We start from the raw sequence: 19196 nt of genomic DNA on the forward strand, positions 1-19196 counted from the left end.
TTTGTAAATTATATTAATCTATAATCAATGGAAATAGCAATTTTAGGTTTGGGATGTTTTTGGGGGCCAGAAATTAAGTTTAGTAAACTTGATGGAGTTATAAAAACTGAAGTAGGTTACTGTGGAGGTAGCAATAGTCAAACTAACTACAAAGAAGTGTGTTCGGGATCAACAAATCATGCCGAAGTAGTAAAACTAGATTTTGACCCTAAAATTATTTCTTATAAAGAAATTCTTGAATTTTTTTATGAGATACATGATCCAACCACTTTAAACTCTCAAGGTCCAGATTTTGGAACACAATACAGAAGTGAAATATTTTATTTAAATGATCAACAAAAAAAAATAGCAGAAAATATAACTGAAGATATAAATATTAAATTATCAAAAAAAGTTGTAACAAAGATTTCTTTAGTAAAGAATTATTGCCCTGCAGAAGAGTATCATCAAAAATATTTGGAAAAAAGATAAAATGTCTTTAGTTAACACAAATTGGTTAGAAAAAAATATTAACAAAGTCAAAATTATAGACTCTTCTTGGCACATGCCTCAAACAAAAAGAGATGGTTTTGAAGAATATAATAAAGAACATATACCAAATGCAATTTTTTTTGATTTAGATAAAAATTCCAAAATAGATACAGATTTACCACATATGTTGACTGATACTAAATCTTGGGAAAAAAATATAGGAGATATGGGAATTGAAAATAAAGATGAAATTGTAATTTATGATAACTCAGATGTAATAAGTTCGTGTAGGTGTTGGTATAATTTAATTTATTTTGGTCATGATCCTAAACTAGTCCATGTTCTTGATGGAGGACTTACAAAATGGAAAAAAGAAAATAAAACTATAAACAATAAAAAAGTTACCAATGAAACTTCTATGTATTTATGTAAGGAGAATACAGAAATGGTTAAAAATAAAAAACAGATAGATGAAAATATTGATAAAAATGATTTTTATATTGTTGATGCAAGAAGCAGAGAGCGGTTTGAAGGTAAAGTTGCTGAACCAAGAAAAGGTTTAAGAAGCGGGTCAATAAAAAATTCCTTTTGTTTACCTTTTGGAGAATTAATAAATGATGACCACACATTTGTTGAGATAGATAAAATATCAGAAAAATTTAAGTCATTTAATTTTGACCATAGTAAAAATATAGTATTTTCATGCGGATCGGGAGTAACTGCGAGCGTATTGTCTCTAGCATATTCATTAATAAATGATAAATATATGCCGACTATATACGATGGCTCATGGTCTGAGTATGGAAAGAGTTAAAATATGAAAAGATCAACAAAAATTACATCAATAGTATTAATCTTCTTTTTTATCATTGCAGCAGTAATCATTGCTAGAACAATGATTGGTAATCATTTTAAAAAAAAATTTAGCAAAAGACCTCCTCCAGGAATAATTGTCCAGGTAGTTGAGCAAAAATTATTTCAAAACACGATCGAGACATTTGGTACTGCAGTTCCAGCACAAATTAAATCCTTCAATGTTGAAAAATATGAAATATTAGAACCAATTAAATTTAATACAAAAGTTAAAACAGGAGATATAATCGCAAAATTAAAGAATAGAAACATAACCACTCCTTTTGACGGAATTATTGGTAAACGAGATTTTTCTAATGATATAGATGTATCACAAAGCTCAATTGTATTAAATTTAGAAGATACTTCAGTTCTATTTGTTGATGTAGATATACCCGAAACGTTTGCGCCTTATGTAAAAAAAGATCAAAACGTAGATATAAAATTTTCTGGAAATGCTCTTAAAAAATACTCTGGAACTGTAGAATCTACTGCAAGCAGAATTGATACAAACAAAAGATCCCTGCCAGTTAGAATTAAACTTGATAACCCTAACAATGAACTTTTATCTGGGTCGCTATTAGAAGTTTCTATCAATTATAATGAAAGAAACTCGTTAAGCATTTTTGATACAAGTTTGCTAATGGAAGGTGATAATGTTTATGTTTATAAAGTAGACAAAGAAAATACTGTAAAAAAAATAGCAGTAGAAATTGGCCTAAGAAAAAAAGGAATTGTAGAAATCAAATCTGGTCTTGAAGATGGTGACACAGTAGTTGCTGAAGGCCTAAAAAAAACAAGACCAAATGGAAAAATTAAACCAATTCAATTTGGCTCAAAACAAAAAGCATCAAGTTGGAAAAAAAAAGCTAAACCAAAAACAAAGAAAAGTAAGTTTGATTGGTTAAAAAAATTAAACCCATTTAAAAAATCTGAGACAGAGAAAAAATAAATAAATGTACATCACTGAAGTAAGCATAAAACGACCTGTTGTAGCTTGGGTTCTGTCTTTAATTCTAATTGTATTTGGTTTATTTGTTTATTCTGAACTCCCAGTTAGAGAATTACCTGATGGTTTGCAGCCACCTGTAGTACAAGTGAAAGTTGATTATAAATCTGCGTCAGCTCCAATTGTAGATCAAGAAATAACTCAAGTGATAGAAGATGTTATTGGAGGAGCAGAAGGAATTAAGAACATTGACTCTAAGTCAGAAAACGGAAGAAGTAGTATCAATATAGAGTTTGATACAGATATTGATCTTGATGATGCTGCAAATGATATAAGAGAACGAGTAGCTAGAGTAGTCGATAATCTTCCTTCTGAGGCTGATGCTCCACAAATATTAAAACAAGCAGCTGGTTTCACAACAACAATGTGGCTGTCTGTTTCATCATCAACTTGGTCGGATTTAGAGCTTGGGGATTATGCTGATAGATATTTGGTTGACTCTTTTTCAAGTGTGAAAAATGTTGGAAGAATTCTACTCGGAGGGCTTAGAGAACTAAGTGTTAGAGTTTGGATTGATCCTATAAAATTAGCTGCAAATAGTATGACTATTCAAGAAGTAGAAAATGCACTAAGAAATGAAAATGTAAGTTTACCTGCTGGGACTTTGGAGGCAGATAATATCGATTTAACAATTAATTTAGATAAATCATATACCAATATTGATGATTTAAAGTTTTTACCTATTAAAAGAACAAAAGATAAAATTGTAAGATTATCAGATATTGCAAATGTAGAATTAGGTCCTGTTTCTGAAAAAACATTATTCAAAGCTCAAAGTAAAAATAATTTAAACCAAAAAACAGTTGGCATTGGAATTTATGCAAAAAGTGGTGCCTCTACAGTTGAGCTAGCAAAAGAAATACAAAAAAAAATTATTGAGGTAAGAAAAACTTTACCAGATGGTCTAAAATTAGAAATTTCATTTAATAGAGCTACATATGTTAAAGCAGCAATCGATGAAGTTTATAAAACTTTAGCAATTGCATTTATTTTGGTTGTAATAATAATTTATTTATTTTTAGGAAATATCAAAGCAGTAATAGTTCCTGCTGTTGCTCTACCAGTGAGTTTAATTGCATCATTTCTAGGTATTTATTTATTTGATCTATCAATAAATATTTTTGTACTTTTAAGCTTTATCCTTGCGATTGGAATTATAACTGACGACTCTGTTATTATGACAGATGCAATATACAGAAGAATAGAAAATGGAGAAAACCCATTAGTTGCTGCATATAAAGGATCTAAGCAAATTACCTTTGCCATTATTGCAACGACTTTAATTTTACTTGCTGTTTTTATTCCTTTGATTTTTATTAAAGGAATATCAGGAACTTTATTTAGAGAGACCGCTATAGCTTTATCTTTTTCAATTGTTGTATCTTCATTTGTTGCTTTAACTTTGTCGCCAATGCTAGCAAGCAAATTTTTAGATAAAAAAGCTAGCTCTGGATTTTTTGTAAAAAAATTTAATATTTTTTTTCAAGGTTTTTCTAATTTTTATAAAGAAACATTAAACTATTGGATTAATAAAAAAAAAACGATAATAACCTTTATTTTTTTAATTATAGCTGGGTCTGTAGCCTTATTTATGTACACAACCAAAGAGCTTCTTCCAAAAGAAGATAGAGGTGTTTATTTGGTTATTGGTTTTACTGATGAAGGAAGTTCGTTTGATTATACACAACAAAGAGCCCAAGATGTAGAAAAGAGATTGCTTCCATTGCTACAGGCTAAGGATAGTCCTTATAATAGATTCATCATGAGAGTTCCGGGTTTTGGAAGCTCAGCAAATTCATTTAATAGTTTTATTATTATTGCTTTACTAGAGGATTGGAAAAAAAGAGATAAAGATGCTTTGACAATCATGAGACAAGCTATAGGCAAGATAGTAACTGTACCTCAAACTTTAGCTTTTCCAATCTCACCTCAGGGGATAAGAGTTTCCAATTATAATAAACCAATCCAAATGGTAATTTTAGGAAGTACTTATGAAGAATTAGAAGGTATTCAAAAAGAAGTAATAAGTAAACTAAGAAGAAATAGAGGATTATCAAGAATAGAGTCAGATTATAATAGAAATAAACCGGAAGTAAAATTAGTTATTAATAAAAATAAAGCAAAAGATTTAGGAATATCGACTAGATCTATTGGTCAAACATTAGAAACTTTATATGGTGGCAAAAGAGTTACCACATTTAATAAATTAGGAAAAGAATATCCAATTATTCTTCAACAATATCTTGTTGATAGAAAAGATAAAGATAGTTTGAGCAAATTATTTGTAAGATCCAGCATAACTGGTGAGTTAATCTCATTATCAAATTTAGTTGATTTAAAAGAAGAAGGATCAGCTAAAGTATTGGCAAGATATGATAGACAAAGAGCGGTAACTATTTCTGCAAATGTTAACGAGAATTATTCATTATTTGAAGCAATTGAGTATTTAGAAAATATTATGGAAGAGGTAGCACCTACAAATCAGATTACTTGGAAAGGTGAGTCAGAAGAAGTTAAGGAAACAACTAACGAACTTTATATTATTTTTGCATTGGGATTATTAACTGCTTATTTGGTTATGGCTGCAACATTTAACTCTTTTATCCATCCATTTACAATTATGCTTACAGTACCATTAGCTGTTTTTGGAGGATTAGTGTTTATCTTATTCTTAAATAGCTCAATAAATATTTTTTCTCAAATCGCTTTAGTAATTTTAATCGGTATATCGACCAAAAATAGTATTCTTATTGTTGATTATGCAAATCAAATAAGAACTACTGGAAAAAAAATAGAAGATTCAGTTAAAGAAGCTTGTGAATTAAGATTTAGACCCATTATGATGACATCTATCAGTACCATGATAGCAATGCTGCCTTTGGTTGTTGGAAATATTGGGCCAGGAGCAGGTGAAGCCTCAAGATTGGCTGTTGGTGCAACAATTCTTGGTGGAATGATTATCTCAACTTTCTTTACACTTTATGTAACACCAACGATGTATCTAACTCTTGCAAAAAATAGTAAGAGAATTGATATGGTCGATATTGAGTTAAAAAAACAATTATCTAAAAAATAATATACTTATTTCTATTGAGCTTACTTTCACAATTAATTAATTGTTTCTTATAAACATTAGATTGTTTTTCTACTCTTTTTGCTAAATTGATTATCTTTTTATTTTTTTTATAATATTTATAATTTCCCCAACCTTCATGGTAGGCAACATACTGCTTAAATGCATCATTTTTTGAAATTTTTAGAATACTGGTAGTTTTGTTTGTATACCAACCAATAAAATCTACACTATCTTTAAATCTAGTTCTTGTTGCTAATTTATTTTCTGTTTCTTTCTTATATTGATCCCATGTTCCTTTAACTGCTTGTGAGTAGCCAAATGAACTGGATGGTCTCTTATATGGAATGACTTTAAAAATTTTTTGTCTAGGAGGTTTTGCCAACCAATCAAAATCTGACTCCATTTTAATTATAGCTAACTGTAAATAAATAGGTGTTCCCCATTTTTGTTCAGATTTTTTTGCATGTTTGTACCATAAATATCTTTCATTGAATATTGAACAACTATTTGATGTATTTGAAGGTATTGAAGAGCAAGCTGAAATAAAAAAAATTAATAAAAGTATAAAGTAATTTTTAAACATCTTTAATTTTTTTAAAAAAGTAATCAATAATTATTACTATTATTACTCCAATTAAATTTCCAAATAAATCTGAAAATTCAAAATTTCTTTCAGGTATAATCAGATGCAAGAATTCTAGTACTGTTGACAAAATTATTAAATAAGCAATCAAAAAACAGACTTCATTTGGTTTTTTAAATGATAAAAATCCAATCACAGAAAGTATAAAAAAAGCATATAAGTGATTTGTTGAAATAATAAAATTTGGTGTTATTTGAGGTTGTAGTTGACAATCTTTATAAAAGAAACAACCTAATAAACTCCCCGGAAATAAATACAAAAAAATTAAAAATAAATTACAAAAATAAAAAAAAAATTTATATTTTGGAAGAAAATTCATTATTAATTATTATAGTTTTATTTATCAAATTAATCTAAAAGATAAACAAATGAGTTATTTAATTTTAGTGCGACATGGTCAAAGTATATGGAATCTTGAGAAAAAATTCACAGGATGGGTAGATGTTGATTTGACTGAAAATGGGAAATTAGAAGCTAAAAAAGCGGGACACTTAATTAAAAACAAAAAGATAAATATTGATTTATATTATTCATCACTTCAATCAAGAGCTAAGAATACATTAAAATTGATTCAAGAAATATTGGAAGATAAAAAAAACTCTGAAACTGCATGGCAACTAAATGAAAGACATTATGGTGCTCTTACTGGTTTAAATAAAGATGAAATGAAAGCTAAACTTGGTGAGGATAAAGTGCATCAATTCAGAAGATCTTGGGATTTGAAGCCTGATCCACTAGATAAAGACAACCCCAACCACCCAACAAATATTGAAATTTATAAAGAAATACCAGTTAATCAAATACCTGATACAGAGTCACTTAAAGATACATATGAAAGAGTATTAAATTTTTATAAAAAAGATATTGAAAATAAGATTGTCAGCAATAATATTTTAATTTCTGCACATGGAAATTCCATAAGAGCTCTTTGTAAATATCTCTTCAAACTAAATAATGATCAAATTTCTAAATTAGAAATACCGACAGGAAACCCACTTTTAATTAATTTAGATACTAATCATAAAATTACCAATTGTGAATATTTGGATAAAGATAGAGCTAAAGATCTTTTAATTTTTTGAAAATTTGTAGGTTAGTTAAATGATAAAAATGTTTTTGACTTTCAAAACCAAATAATTTTTTTTTATCAATTAGTTCATTCCAAACATTCGTAATTGAAAAGTTTTCAACTTTATAATTAGCAAGTATTTTTTTATTTAAGATCTGGCAACCAGTGTATATGTAATTTTTTTTACTATTTTTTAAAATAAAATTTTTTTCTAAATTAAAATCAGCTTTTAAACCTTTGTCAAAACTTAATTCTTTATTTGCTAACAAAAGTATATTGGTTAAATTTTTTGAAGAATATAATTTTTCCATTTCAACAATTTCATTGGAGTACTCTGCTTGCCAAAGGGTATCAGGATTAAAAACAAAAAAATCATTTTCATCTGAATGACTTATCATATTTAGTATACCACCTCCTGTATCTAAAATATTTTTACCATCATCTATGACTTTTATTTTACTTTTAAAAGTATTTTCTTTTATAAAATGAGAAATCTGTTCTCTCAGATAAAAAGTATTTATCAAAATTTTTCTTACTCCTAAACTTTCAATTAGATTAATACATTTTTCAAGCACAGTAATATTATTTAGTTTAAGTAATGGTTTTGGAGTATCAAGAGTAATGGGGTTTAATCTTTTGCCAAACCCTGCACATAAAATCAAAGCTGTATTTACTTTCATATTACTTATTTTAAATTTTAGGTAAATTATATTTTAATAGCAAACTTAAATTATCAAAAATTTTATTTTGCCCTATTCTATAATTAATTAACTCCCAAGCATAAGGAATTAGTTTAAGATAACTTTTTTTATTATCTCTAACTGCTAATCGCATAAAAATTCCAATGATTTTTAAATTCCTTAGAACTGATAAAATTACAAAATCTGTTTTAAATTTGTTTACTTTAATTTTGTTATTTTTTTTTAAATAATATTCATAAACTTTTTTCTTGAATTTATTTGATGTTTTAAATCTAACGTCATCAATCAATGAAGCTAAATCATAAGCTTTGTTTCCAATTAAAGCATCCTGACTATCAATTAGACCTACCTTGTTATTTAAAAACATTAAATTCGATACGTGAAAATCTCTATGCACAAAGGTATCATTTTTATAATGTAATTTTGACAATAAAAATTTAACTTCTTTTTTCAACCGACTATTAAATTTTATACTTTTATTTTTAGGTAATTTTTTAGGTACATACCAATCACAAAAGAGTTTTGCTTCATTGTATAAAACTTTATCATGATATTTTTGGATACTGTATAATTGGTTTTTAAAATTCCTTATTTTTTTATCCTTAATTGACTGAACATCATTTAAAATATTAACTACTTTCTTAAATATTAGATATTGGTTAATTTTTTTCTGCTTTAACAACTGATATATTGTTTTGGTGCCCAAATCTTGAATTTCTATAAAATTTTTAGTGTAATATTGATTTAATAGTTTTGGTGCCAAAATTTTATTTTTTATTAAAATTTTATTAATGGCATCATATGCTAGAAGATTTTTATTTTTTTCTTTATTTGCTAAAACAATTATTGAGTTTTTTTTTTATTTCTATAAAACTTTCTGAATGAAGCATCACCTTTAATTTCTTTAAATTGTTTTGAAAAATTCATACAATTGGTATTAACTTAAACCATTAATTTTGACAGACCTATTGTTTAACTGATTTTCGTAGATAAATGACAATTCTATAGCTTTAATTGAATGGTTTTTATTAATTAATTGGGGCCATTCTATAAGTGTTACTGAACTTTTACTATTTTCAAATATATCTAAATTTTTAATTTCACTATCATTCTTTAATCTAAATAAATCATAATGCTTAATTATGAAATTATTTAGCTTGTACTCATTTAACAAATTAAATGTTGGACTTGTAACCTCTGTAAGTGTTAATTTTTCATTTTTCTGAAATTGATTTATTAAATGTTTAACAAAAGTTGTTTTCCCAACTCCCATTTCTCCATATAAAAAAAGTATTTCTCCACCTTTTAAATAATAAGTAAAATTTTTAGCTAGTTCTTTAGTGTTTTCTTCTAGAGATATATCTATTTTGCCATTTTTAATAGCGATAGGCATCTGGTTTAAATGGACCTTCTGTTCCAACACTTATGTAGTCTGCCTGTTCTTTTGATAGTTTGGTAAGTTTTGCACCAACTTTTTTTAAGTGAAGTGTAGCAACTTTTTCATCTAAATGTTTTGGTAAAACATAAACTTTATTTTCATAGTTTTTGTGATTATTCCAAAGTTCAATTTGTGCAATAACTTGATTTGTAAATGAAGCGCTCATAACAAAACTTGGATGTCCAGTTGCACAACCAAGATTAACTAATCTACCTTCTGCTAGAAGAATAATTCTTTTTTCGCTAGGTAATTCAATCTCATGAACTTGAGGCTTAACTTCTGTCCATTTATAATTTTTTAAAGCTTCAACTTGTATCTCGTTATCAAAGTGGCCAATATTGCATAGTATTGCCCTATCTTTCATATCTCTCATATGATCAGCTGTAACAATATCTTTATTGCCTGTTGCTGTTACAACAATGTCTGCTCTACTAATTGCTTCTTCCATTAAAACAACTTCGTAACCTTCCATAGCGGCTTGGAGAGCACAAATTGGATCAGCTTCAGTTACAAGAACTCTTGCTCCGCTTTGTCTAAGAGATGCGGCGCTACCTTTCCCAACATCACCAAAACCTGCTACAATTGCAATTTTTCCAGACATCATAACATCCGTTGCTCTTCTAATTCCGTCTACTAAACTTTCTCTACAGCCATATAAGTTATCAAATTTTGATTTTGTTACTGAGTCATTTACATTAATTGCAGGCACTAAAAGTGAATTATCTTTTTCCATCTTATTTAATGCCTTGATTCCTGTAGTAGTTTCCTCAGAAACTCCTTTTATATCTTTCATTAAATCTTTATATTCGTTATGCATGATTGCAGTTAAATCACCACCGTCATCTAATAACATGTTTGGTTTCCATTCAGGTTTTCCAACAATGGTTTGTTTAATACACCATAGATATTCTTCTTCAGTTTCACCTTTCCAAGCATAAACGGGAATTCCAGCTTTTGCAATTGCTGCTGCAGCATGGTCTTGTGTTGAAAAAATATTGCATGATGACCATCTAACATCGGCTCCTAATTCAACTAATGTTTCAATCAATACAGCTGTTTGAATTGTCATATGTAGACAGCCTATAATTCTTGCACCTTTTAAGGGTTTTGTCTTTGAATACTCTTCTCTTAATGCCATTAAACCTGGCATTTCACTCTCAGCAATCGAGATTTCTTTTCTACCAAACTCTGCTGATGATATATCTTTTACTTTATAATCTTCCATGAAAAGTTTTATACAACTAAGATTTAATTAATCAACATAAGATTAAGCATCTGGGAATTTAATTTCTATTATTGCACCATCACTATCAAGCCTATTAGACGCTACAATTTCACCATCATGAAGATCGACTAAGTTTTTTACTATATTTAATCCAAGCCCTGAATGTTCTCCAAACTTATCTGGTCTGTTGCTGTAAAATCTTTTAAATATTTTAGAAGTATCTTTTTCTTTAAATCCTTCACCTTCGTCAATAATCTTAACCATAGTCTTTTTATCAAATATACTTGATACATTTACAAAAATATTGCTACCTTTTTTACTAAATGAAATTGAATTATCTAATAAATTTGCAATTATTTGTTCAATTCTATTTTCTATACCATTAATTAAATATTCATTTTTGCCATCATTTTCATAGTTTATTCTGATATCTTTTTTTACCTTATAAATATTATTATAATCATCAACAACAGACTGAATAATCGGCTCAATGTTAATTTTTTTCATTTTTTCTTTACTTAATGCAACTTCATCTTTTAACATTTGAGAGTAATCTGTAATCAATCTTTCAATTCTTTGCACGTCATGACTAAGAATATTTATTAATTTTAATCTCTGATCAGAATTATCTGTATCCTGCAAAATTTCGGATGCACTTTTTAAAGATGCTAAAGGATTTCTTATTTCATGCACAAGATCTGTTGAAAAATTTTCAGCATGAGTAACTCTTTTTTGAAGTTCATTTGTCATATCATCTAACGAATTGGATAAAAGTCCCAGTTCATCATTTCTATTTTTTAGACTATCAATATCAATTTTGGTCTGACTTTTTTCTTTTATAATTTTTGTATAACTTACTAAATTTTGAATAGGTTTGATAAAATATCTACTTAAGACAAATGAAAAAATTAAAATTACAAATCCTACCGCAATTACCGTTCTGATAACAAATGCCTTTCTTTCATCTGTTGCTGTTTTAATATCATTTGCATTTTCAATAATTGCTAAATACCCAATATTTGATTTATCTTTGGTTACATTCTTAATTGTTGTTAGTTTAAATTGATTAAGACTTTCTTGAGCAAATGTGTAGGGTTTTCCATATTCATTTGAATTTGAATATGATCTTAAAATTTTTTTTAAAGATAAATTTTGATTTTTATCAATTTCTATATCTTCATTTTTTATAATTGGATCTATTTTTCTTTCAGTTAAACTTTCAAATTCAATTTCATTTAATCTTGTTGAAAAAGATCTTGGGTCAAGGTCTAAAGTATCTGTATCTCCAATAAGATTTAGATCCTGGTCAAAAAAAATTACTCTATCTAAATTTTGAAATATAAACCTTGTAGAAAATAAAAATTTTCTTATATCACTAGTAACAAATCTAACATCTAATCTTAAAATATTATCAATTGTATTATTTATTATATTTGTGTGATTTATTGACTTTTTTTTGATTAAATTAGGCTGAACATTATTTAGATATATAATTGTAAAAGTTCCAATGATTGTGAAAATAATAAAATTTATGAATAAAAACTTTCTTAATATTGATAGATTTTTTAAGTATTTACTAAACATCAGCTAACATTCCATCTATATCCACTACCATACCTAGTTTCAATAGCTGAAAAATCAGGATCTACTTTTTTAAATTTTTTTCGAATTCTTTTTACATGGCTATCAATAGTTCTATCTTCAATATCTGTATCTTCTCTGTAAGCGATATCCATTAACTGCCCTCTCTCTTTAATAATACCTGGTCTTTTAGCCAATTCTTTAACTATTAAAAACTCAGTTGTAGTTAGCTTGTCTGGTAATTGTTTGCCATTCCATTCACATTCAAGCTGTGATGGATCTAGTTTTAATCTACCATGTGCTATCAAACTTTTGTTTTCTTCTAAAACGTTGCTAGAATCTTTTTTTCTTAATTGAACTCTAATTCTTTCAATTAAAATTTTTATTGAAAAACCACCAGATTTTTTTACGAAATCATCCGCTCCTAGTTTTAAACCTAACAACTCATCAATCTCATCATCTTTTGATGTTAAAAAAATTACTGGCAAAGAAGTTTTTTTTCTTAGCTTCTTAAGCAATTCCTCTCCATCCATCTTTGGCATTTTGATATCAATTACTGCTAAGTCAGGTGGTGTCCTTGTTAGACCGATTAAAGCACTTTCGCCATCAATATAAGTTTGCACATTAAAACCTTCTTTTTCTAGTGCAATACTCAAACTAGTTAAGATATTTCTATCATCATCTATTAAAGCTATTGTCTGTTTGTGCATTTCTTATTTAAAAATACTAAATTGTTCTAAATTGGGCAATCTTATTAAATTAATGCAACATTCCCCAATTATCCCCAACATTTACATCAACTGTCAAAGGAGTAGAAAAAGAGTGATAATCACTTTGAGCGACACTAGTCATTTCTTCTTTAATAATTTTAACAATTAATTTTTCATCATTTTTTGGAACTTCAAATATTAACTCATCATGAATTTGTAACAATATCTTTGAATTTATATATTTTTTTTCGAGTAATTTTTTTTCCAACCTAATCATTGCTAGACGCATAATTTCTGAAGCTGAACCTTGTATTGGGGCGTTAATGGCTGCACGTTCTTGAAAATTTCTAACATTGAAATTTTTATCATTTATTCCATTAAAGTGAGACCTTCTTCCAAAAATATTATTTACATATCCACTTTTTCTACAAAATTTTATTGTATTTTCCATATAGATTTTAATCTCTGGAAATTTTGCAAAATATGCATCTAAAAATTCTTCTGCTTCATAATTTGATACATTAATTTGTTTTGCTAAACCATATTGAGAAATTCCATAAATAATTCCAAAGTTTATTGCTTTAGCTTTTCTCCTATGATCTTGATCAACCTTATTAATATCGATATCAAATATTTGGCTAGCTGTTAAAGAATGAATATCCTCATTATTTTTAAAAGCTTTTTTAAGTTCTTTAACATCAGCTAAATCTGCTAAAATTCTCATTTCTATTTGATTATAATCTGCAGAAATTAATAAATGACCCTTTTTAGCAGTAAAAGCTTTCCTAATATCTTTTCCAACCTCAGATTTTATTGGGATATTTTGTAAATTTGGGTCACTAGATGCTAATCTGCCAGTTGTAGTAGCTGCTAGTAAAAATGATGTATGAACTCTTTTAGTATTAGGATTGATGTGCTCTGGTAAAGCATCTGAGTAAGTATTTTTTAATTTTGAAACTTGTCTCCAATCTAAAACTAATTGTGGAAATTGATGTCCTTTAAATGCTAAATCCTCTAAAACACTTGCACTTGTTGCAAAACTCCCTTTTTTTGTTTTTTTTAAACCAGCAATCTTAAGATCATTATAAATTATTTCTCCTAATTGTTTAGGTGAAGCAATATTAAACTCTTTTTTTGAAATTTTAAATACTTCTTTTTCTAGATTTCTAATTTTTTTTTCAAATTTTAAGGAAAGAGATTTTAAAAATTTACTATCAACTTCAATTCCTTCCATTTCCATAAAGGCAAGAATCTTAATTAATGGTTTTTCAAATACTTCATAAATATTAACCATTTTTTCTAATTTTAAATTTTTAATAAATTTTTTATATAACCTAAAAGTAATATCAGCATCTTCTGCTGCATAGTCCTTAGCTTTATCAATCTCAACCTCACTAAAGTTTATCTCTTTCTTTCCAGTGCCTACCATTTCCTTAAAAGTGATTGTTTTGTGTCCTAAATGGATTTCTGACAATACATCCATATTGTGTCGATTTTTTCCAGCATCTAAAACATAAGACATAAGCATTGTGTCTTCCATCGAAGTAATTGTTATTCCCTGTTTATATAAAACAATAAAATCAAACTTAATATTTTGACCTATTTTTTTAACACTAGGATCTTCCAATAAAGGTTTAAGCTTTTTAATAACAATGTCTTTTTTAATACATTTTGAAGATTTATGTCCAATAGGGATATAGCAAGCTTTACCAATTTTCGAACACAAAGAAACACCGATTAAATCTGCTTGATGAGGATCTAGAGAATTTGTTTCTGTATCCACCGCAACTTCCCCTGCCTCCTCTGCTTCTTTAATCCATTCATCTATTTGTTCAGGACTATTAATTAAATGATAATTTTTATTATTAATTGGTTTATGCTTTTCTGTAATATTTTTTCCATCAGATGCACTAGATATTTTTGGCTCACCGTAAGTCGAAATAACAGAACTTAATAATCGGTTAAATTCCATTTCTCTTAAAAACGTATAGAGTTTTTCTTTATCAATATTTTTCAATTTAAACTCACCTAAATCTCTATTGATTGGCACATCTTTCATTAAGGTTACAAGTTGTTTACTAATTAATGCTTTATCTTTATTTTCTATTAGCGTTTCTCTTCTTTTATTTTGTTTTATTTCATGAGCAGATTTTAAAAGTTTTTCTAAACTGTCATATTTGTTTATTAATTCTGCAGCTGTTTTAACTCCTATTCCAGGAACACCAGGAACATTATCGCTACTATCGCCAGCAAGAGATTGAACGTCTATTACTTTTGATGCATCAACTCCAAATTTAGTAAAAATATCATCTTCTGAAATAAATTTATTTTTCATAGGATCGAAGATACGAACACCTTTTTTATATAGTTGCATTAGATCTTTGTCTGATGAAACAATTGTAACTTTTGCACCCTTCTTTATTATTTTTTCTACATAGGTTGCTATTAAATCGTCCGCCTCATAATTAGGTAAATCAACTGATGGCAAATTAAAAGCAAGTACAGACTTCCTGATATACTCAAATTGAGGAGCAAGATCATCAGGCGCCTCAGATCGATTAGCTTTATAATCACTATAAATATCGTTTCTAAATGTCTTTCTAGCTGAATCAAAAATTACTGCAAAATGAGTTGGTTTTTGTAAATTTTTGTCTGACTTTGAGTCTTCAAGAAGTTTAAAAAGCATGCTACAAAAACCACTAACAGCACCTGTTGGCAATCCATCACTTTTTCTGGTCAATGGTGGTAGAGCATAATAAGCTCTAAAAATATATCCCGAACCATCAATGAGGTAAAAATGATCTGATTTTTGAATTTTATCCATAAAATATGATTAAATATTACAGTCGTATTAAAATCTGTATATAAAAAAATTTACTTTTTTTAAGATCGTTAATTATATCTAGATTATTTTTATGTTTAATAGTATTATTTAAAAATGGAGTTAACTAAAAACATATCTCAAACTAAAATAATTAAATCAGTATTAGCAATAATACTTGGATCTATAGCCTTGACTATATCAGCTAAAATCAAAATACCATTTTATCCAGTGCCAATGACTATGCAAACATTTGTAGTTTTATTTTTGGGTATAAGTCTTGGATATAAAATTGGACTAGCGAGTGTAGGATTATATTTATTAGAAGGGGTTTTGGGATTACCTGTTTTTTCAAACTCTCCTGAAAAAGGTATTGGAATAGTTTATTTTACAGGTCCTACTATGGGTTATTTAATTGGTTTTTTAACTGCAAGTTATTTGGCATCAAAAATAAATAACAAAGATAGTTTTTTGATAGTATTAACTAAACTTATAATAGCAACGTCTACAATTTATATGCTAGGGTTATTGTGGCTAGGGACTCTTATTGGATGGGATAAGCCAATTTTTGTATTAGGAGCTAAACCTTTTTTATTGGCTGAAATTTTTAAAGTAGTGCTTTTAGCTTTAATAACAAAACAAATTTTAAAAATAAGAAGTTTTATCTAGGTGATCTTTTAGAAAGAATTCTTTGAAGAGTTCTTCTGTGCATTTTTAATCTTCTTGCAGTTTCAGAAACATTTCTATTGCATAATTCAAACACTCTATGTATGTGTTCCCATTTTACTCTATCTGCAGACATTGGGTTCTCTGGAGGAGCAGCTTTTTTTGAGGGATCTGCGAGTAAAGCTTTTTCAACGTCTTCGGCATCAGCTGGTTTTGCAAGATAATCTATTGCACCTTCTTTTATTGCTGCAACTGCAGTTGGAATATTTCCATATCCAGTCAGCATAATTATTCTGCTTTCAACATTTGAATTTTGGATTTGTTTAACAACTTCTAGTCCGTTACCATCCCCAAGTCTTAAATCTACTACAGCGAAACCAGGCTTTTTTGTCTTAACACACTCAACACCTTTTTGTACACTCTCTGCTTGAATAACTTCAAAACCTTTTTTTTCCATAGCTCTTGCCAATCTCTCTCTAAACGGATTGTCATCATCAACTATAAGTAGAGATTTATTATCAAATTCATTGATATTTTTAAGTACAACTTGTTCTTTCATTGAGCTCATATGGTAATTAGTTAGCAGAATTCAATACCTATTATTTGCTTTACATTATTAATCTATAGGCTTAATAGGAGGAAATTTTAAAGTTTTTTAGAGATAAAAAGCTTTTTTTTATTAAATTTTTTTTTGGAGGCATTTTACATGCAAAAATTTAAATCAGTTGAGCAAATAGTAAATCAACTGAAACCTGAAAAGCCGATATATTGTATCAGAAAGAATTCTATTCGATCTGCAGTTAAATATTTCAATAAAAACTTTCCTGGCAAAATTCTTTATGCGGTTAAGACCAACCCACATCCTTTAGTAATTCAAACGATAATAGATAGTGGTGTAGAACAATTTGATGTAGCTTCTATTGAAGAAATTAAGAGTATAAGAAATTTTAGTAAATCAGCAAAATGTTCTTATATGCACACAGTAAAAAGTAGAGAAAGTATTAAAGAAGCTTACTTTAATTATGGTGTAAAAACATTCTCGTTAGATACTAAAGATGAGCTTATAAAAATTATTGAAAGTACAAGTGGTGCTAAAGATCTAGAATTATTTGTAAGAGTTGCAGTTTCAAATGAACATGCAGAAATAGATTTGTCAAAAAAATTTGGTGCTTTAAACTCAGAGGCAACAGGATTATTAAGACTAGTAAAACAATATGCAAAAAAAATTGGTCTAAGCTTTCATGTGGGTTCTCAATGCATGCACCCAATTTCATATTCAAAGGGTATAAATGAAATTGGAAATATAATTAAAAAAACAAAAATTTTACCTGATTATATTAATGTTGGAGGAGGATTTCCAACTATTTATCCAGACTTAGTACCTCAATCAATGGATAATTATTTTAATGAAATTAAAAAAGGGTTAGAAAACTTAAAACTTGAAAAATTACCTGAAATTATTTGTGAACCAGGAAGAGCCTTGGTTGCTGAAAGTGGTTCTACAATTGTAAGAGTTAATTTAAGAAAAAAACAAAAACTATATATAAATGATGGTACCTACGGGACTCTGTTTGATGCAGGTACTCCGAATATAGTATTTCCATCTAAAATGATTAAAGAAAATTCTAATAAAATAATATCAAAAAAACTAACAGCTTTTGATTTCTTTGGACCAACGTGTGATAGTATGGATTATATGAAGGGTCCTTTTCTTCTGCCAAACAACATAAAAGAAAACGATTATATTGAACTTGGTCAGCTTGGTGCTTATGGCTTAACATTTAGAACTCAATTTAATGGTTATTATTCAGATGAAATCTTTGAAGTTGAGGACAAACCAATCATGACAATGTATGATAAAGACATCAACAAAGCTACTTTGGTTGCTTAATGTCAGATCATAAAAACCCAGGTCATAATAGTAAAAAAGACTTCTTAAAAAATCCTGTTGAACATATTGATATTACTTCATTCGACTCTCGAAAAATAATCTCTTCAATGGAAAAAATGTCTTTTGTTTCAAGGGAAACTGCTAATGCAGCAAACATATATAATGAAATGTTAAAAGATAAAGATTGTACAATATTTCTAACGTTAGCTGGATCAACATCGGCTGCTGGGTGTATGAATATTTATAAAGATCTTGTTAAGTATAATATGGTTGATGCAATAGTTGCAACTGGTGCTTCTATAGTGGATATGGATTTTTTTGAAGCACTAGGTTTTAAACACTACCAAGGATCTCAATTCCAAGATGATACTGAATTAAGGAATAATTACATTGATAGAATATATGATACTTATATTGACGAAGAAGAGCTTCAAATGTGTGATAAAATTATTTGTGAAATAGCTGATGGATTAGAAGCAAAAAGCTATACTTCAAGGGAATTTATTTATGAAATGGGAAAATATTTAAAGAAGAATTCTAAAAAGAAAGACTCTTTAATTGAAACAGCTTTTGATAATAATGTACCTATTTTTTGTCCAGCTTTTACAGACTCAAGTGCTGGTTTTGGTTTAGTAATTCATCAAGAAAAAAATCCAAAAAATCATATGACGATAGACTCTGTAAGAGAATTCCGAGAACTGACAGAAATTAAAATTAACTCTAAAGGCTCAGGGTTGTTCATGATTGGTGGGGGTGTTCCAAAAAATTTTATTCAAGATACTGTAATTTGTGCAGAGCTTCTAGGCAAAGATGTTGATATGCATAAATATGCAGTTCAAATAACAGTTGCTGATAGTAGAGACGGTGCGTGTAGTAGCTCAACTTTAAAAGAAGCAAGCTCCTGGGGTAAGGTGGACATTACTAAAGAGCAAATGGTGTTTGCTGAAGCAACCAGTGTATTACCATTAATAGCTAGCGATGCTTACCATAAAGGTGAGTGGAAAAATAGAGACAGAAAAAACTTTACTAAAATTTTTGAATAA

Annotated in this window: 18 protein-coding genes; 8 read left to right on the plus strand and 10 right to left on the minus strand. The window is 28.2% G+C overall.

What is annotated here, in order from left to right:
* Nucleotides 1-27 precede the first annotated feature (27 nt).
* The 4 genes from msrA to ACIJYI_RS06135 are packed head-to-tail and all read left to right on the plus strand — an operon-like array spanning nt 28 to nt 5408.
* The gene (gene msrA, locus ACIJYI_RS06120; protein ID WP_435113727.1) at nt 28-471 is read left to right on the plus strand and encodes a peptide-methionine (S)-S-oxide reductase MsrA; all 444 of its coding nucleotides are present in this window, start codon (nt 28-30) and stop codon (nt 469-471) included.
* Between the two features lies 1 nt (nt 472).
* Nucleotides 473-1285 (plus strand): rhodanese-like domain-containing protein, encoded by an 813-nt coding sequence (locus ACIJYI_RS06125; protein ID WP_435113730.1) that lies wholly within the window; start codon nt 473-475, stop codon nt 1283-1285.
* A 3-nt stretch (nt 1286-1288) separates the two neighbouring features.
* Nucleotides 1289-2275 carry an efflux RND transporter periplasmic adaptor subunit gene (locus tag ACIJYI_RS06130; protein ID WP_435113732.1) on the plus strand — a complete coding sequence of 329 codons (987 nt, stop codon included), beginning with the start codon at nt 1289-1291 and terminating at the stop codon, nt 2273-2275.
* Nucleotides 2276-2279: 4 nt separating this feature from the next.
* Nucleotides 2280-5408, plus strand: coding sequence for an efflux RND transporter permease subunit (locus tag ACIJYI_RS06135; RefSeq protein WP_435113734.1), 3129 nt, complete (start codon nt 2280-2282; stop codon nt 5406-5408).
* Here ACIJYI_RS06135 and ACIJYI_RS06140 read toward each other — a convergent pair.
* Together ACIJYI_RS06140 and ACIJYI_RS06145 are read right to left on the minus strand one after the other, a co-directional pair.
* Entirely contained in the window at nt 5398-5991 is a 594-nt protein-coding gene (locus ACIJYI_RS06140) for a lytic transglycosylase (RefSeq protein WP_435113736.1), read from the minus strand. The two genes, ACIJYI_RS06135 and ACIJYI_RS06140, sit on opposite strands and share 11 nt — an antisense overlap.
* Nucleotides 5984-6370: a hypothetical protein gene (locus ACIJYI_RS06145; protein ID WP_435113738.1), complete on the minus strand. Its 387-nt coding sequence runs from the start codon at nt 6368-6370 to the stop codon at nt 5984-5986. Before ACIJYI_RS06145 ends, ACIJYI_RS06140 begins: the two co-directional genes overlap by 8 nt.
* A 49-nt stretch (nt 6371-6419) precedes the next feature.
* On the opposite strand from ACIJYI_RS06145, the gene ACIJYI_RS06150 reads away from it, so the two are divergent.
* Entirely contained in the window at nt 6420-7133 is a 714-nt protein-coding gene (locus ACIJYI_RS06150) for a 2,3-bisphosphoglycerate-dependent phosphoglycerate mutase (RefSeq protein WP_435113740.1), read from the plus strand.
* On the opposite strand, the gene ACIJYI_RS06155 is transcribed toward ACIJYI_RS06150, so the two are convergent.
* From ACIJYI_RS06155 to polA, 7 genes are all read right to left on the minus strand, one after another.
* A complete protein-coding gene (locus ACIJYI_RS06155) occupies nt 7111-7800 on the minus strand; it encodes a sugar phosphate nucleotidyltransferase (RefSeq protein ID WP_435113742.1) in 690 nt (229 codons plus the stop codon). The genes ACIJYI_RS06150 and ACIJYI_RS06155 overlap by 23 nt on opposite strands.
* Nucleotides 7801-7810: 10 nt before the next feature.
* Nucleotides 7811-8584: a phosphotransferase gene (locus tag ACIJYI_RS06160; RefSeq protein ID WP_435113744.1), complete on the minus strand. Its 774-nt coding sequence runs from the start codon at nt 8582-8584 to the stop codon at nt 7811-7813.
* A gap of 174 nt (nt 8585-8758) precedes the next feature.
* Nucleotides 8759-9214 (minus strand): tRNA (adenosine(37)-N6)-threonylcarbamoyltransferase complex ATPase subunit type 1 TsaE, encoded by a 456-nt coding sequence (tsaE, locus tag ACIJYI_RS06165; RefSeq protein WP_435113746.1) that lies wholly within the window; start codon nt 9212-9214, stop codon nt 8759-8761.
* Nucleotides 9198-10484, minus strand: a complete 1287-nt coding sequence (ahcY, locus tag ACIJYI_RS06170) for an adenosylhomocysteinase (RefSeq protein WP_435113748.1) — start codon at nt 10482-10484, stop codon at nt 9198-9200. The genes tsaE and ahcY overlap by 17 nt, the downstream gene beginning before the upstream one ends.
* A gap of 42 nt (nt 10485-10526) precedes the next feature.
* Complete coding sequence (locus tag ACIJYI_RS06175; RefSeq protein WP_435113750.1) at nt 10527-12068, minus strand: ATP-binding protein; 1542 nt, start codon at nt 12066-12068, stop codon at nt 10527-10529.
* Complete coding sequence (locus ACIJYI_RS06180; protein WP_435113751.1) at nt 12068-12775, minus strand: response regulator; 708 nt, start codon at nt 12773-12775, stop codon at nt 12068-12070. Before ACIJYI_RS06180 ends, ACIJYI_RS06175 begins: the two co-directional genes overlap by 1 nt.
* A 49-nt stretch (nt 12776-12824) precedes the next feature.
* Nucleotides 12825-15599 (minus strand): DNA polymerase I, encoded by a 2775-nt coding sequence (polA, locus tag ACIJYI_RS06185; RefSeq protein WP_435113753.1) that lies wholly within the window; start codon nt 15597-15599, stop codon nt 12825-12827.
* Between the two features lie 114 nt (nt 15600-15713).
* On the opposite strand from polA, the gene ACIJYI_RS06190 reads away from it, so the two are divergent.
* Entirely contained in the window at nt 15714-16265 is a 552-nt protein-coding gene (locus ACIJYI_RS06190) for a biotin transporter BioY (protein WP_435113755.1), read from the plus strand.
* On the opposite strand, the gene ACIJYI_RS06195 is transcribed toward ACIJYI_RS06190, so the two are convergent.
* Nucleotides 16258-16821, minus strand: coding sequence for an ActR/PrrA/RegA family redox response regulator transcription factor (locus ACIJYI_RS06195; protein ID WP_435113757.1), 564 nt, complete (start codon nt 16819-16821; stop codon nt 16258-16260). The two genes, ACIJYI_RS06190 and ACIJYI_RS06195, sit on opposite strands and share 8 nt — an antisense overlap.
* A 147-nt stretch (nt 16822-16968) precedes the next feature.
* Here ACIJYI_RS06195 and ACIJYI_RS06200 point away from each other — a divergent pair, with 147 nt between their 5' ends.
* Nucleotides 16969-18153, plus strand: a complete 1185-nt coding sequence (locus ACIJYI_RS06200) for a type III PLP-dependent enzyme (protein ID WP_435113759.1) — start codon at nt 16969-16971, stop codon at nt 18151-18153.
* A complete protein-coding gene (locus ACIJYI_RS06205) occupies nt 18153-19196 on the plus strand; it encodes a 1,9-bis(guanidino)-5-aza-nonane synthase (protein WP_435113761.1) in 1044 nt (347 codons plus the stop codon). The genes ACIJYI_RS06200 and ACIJYI_RS06205 overlap by 1 nt, the downstream gene beginning before the upstream one ends.

This window comes from Candidatus Pelagibacter bacterium nBUS_36, assembly GCF_051201215.1.
In the GTDB taxonomy this organism is placed as follows: Bacteria; Pseudomonadota; Alphaproteobacteria; order Pelagibacterales; family Pelagibacteraceae; genus Pelagibacter.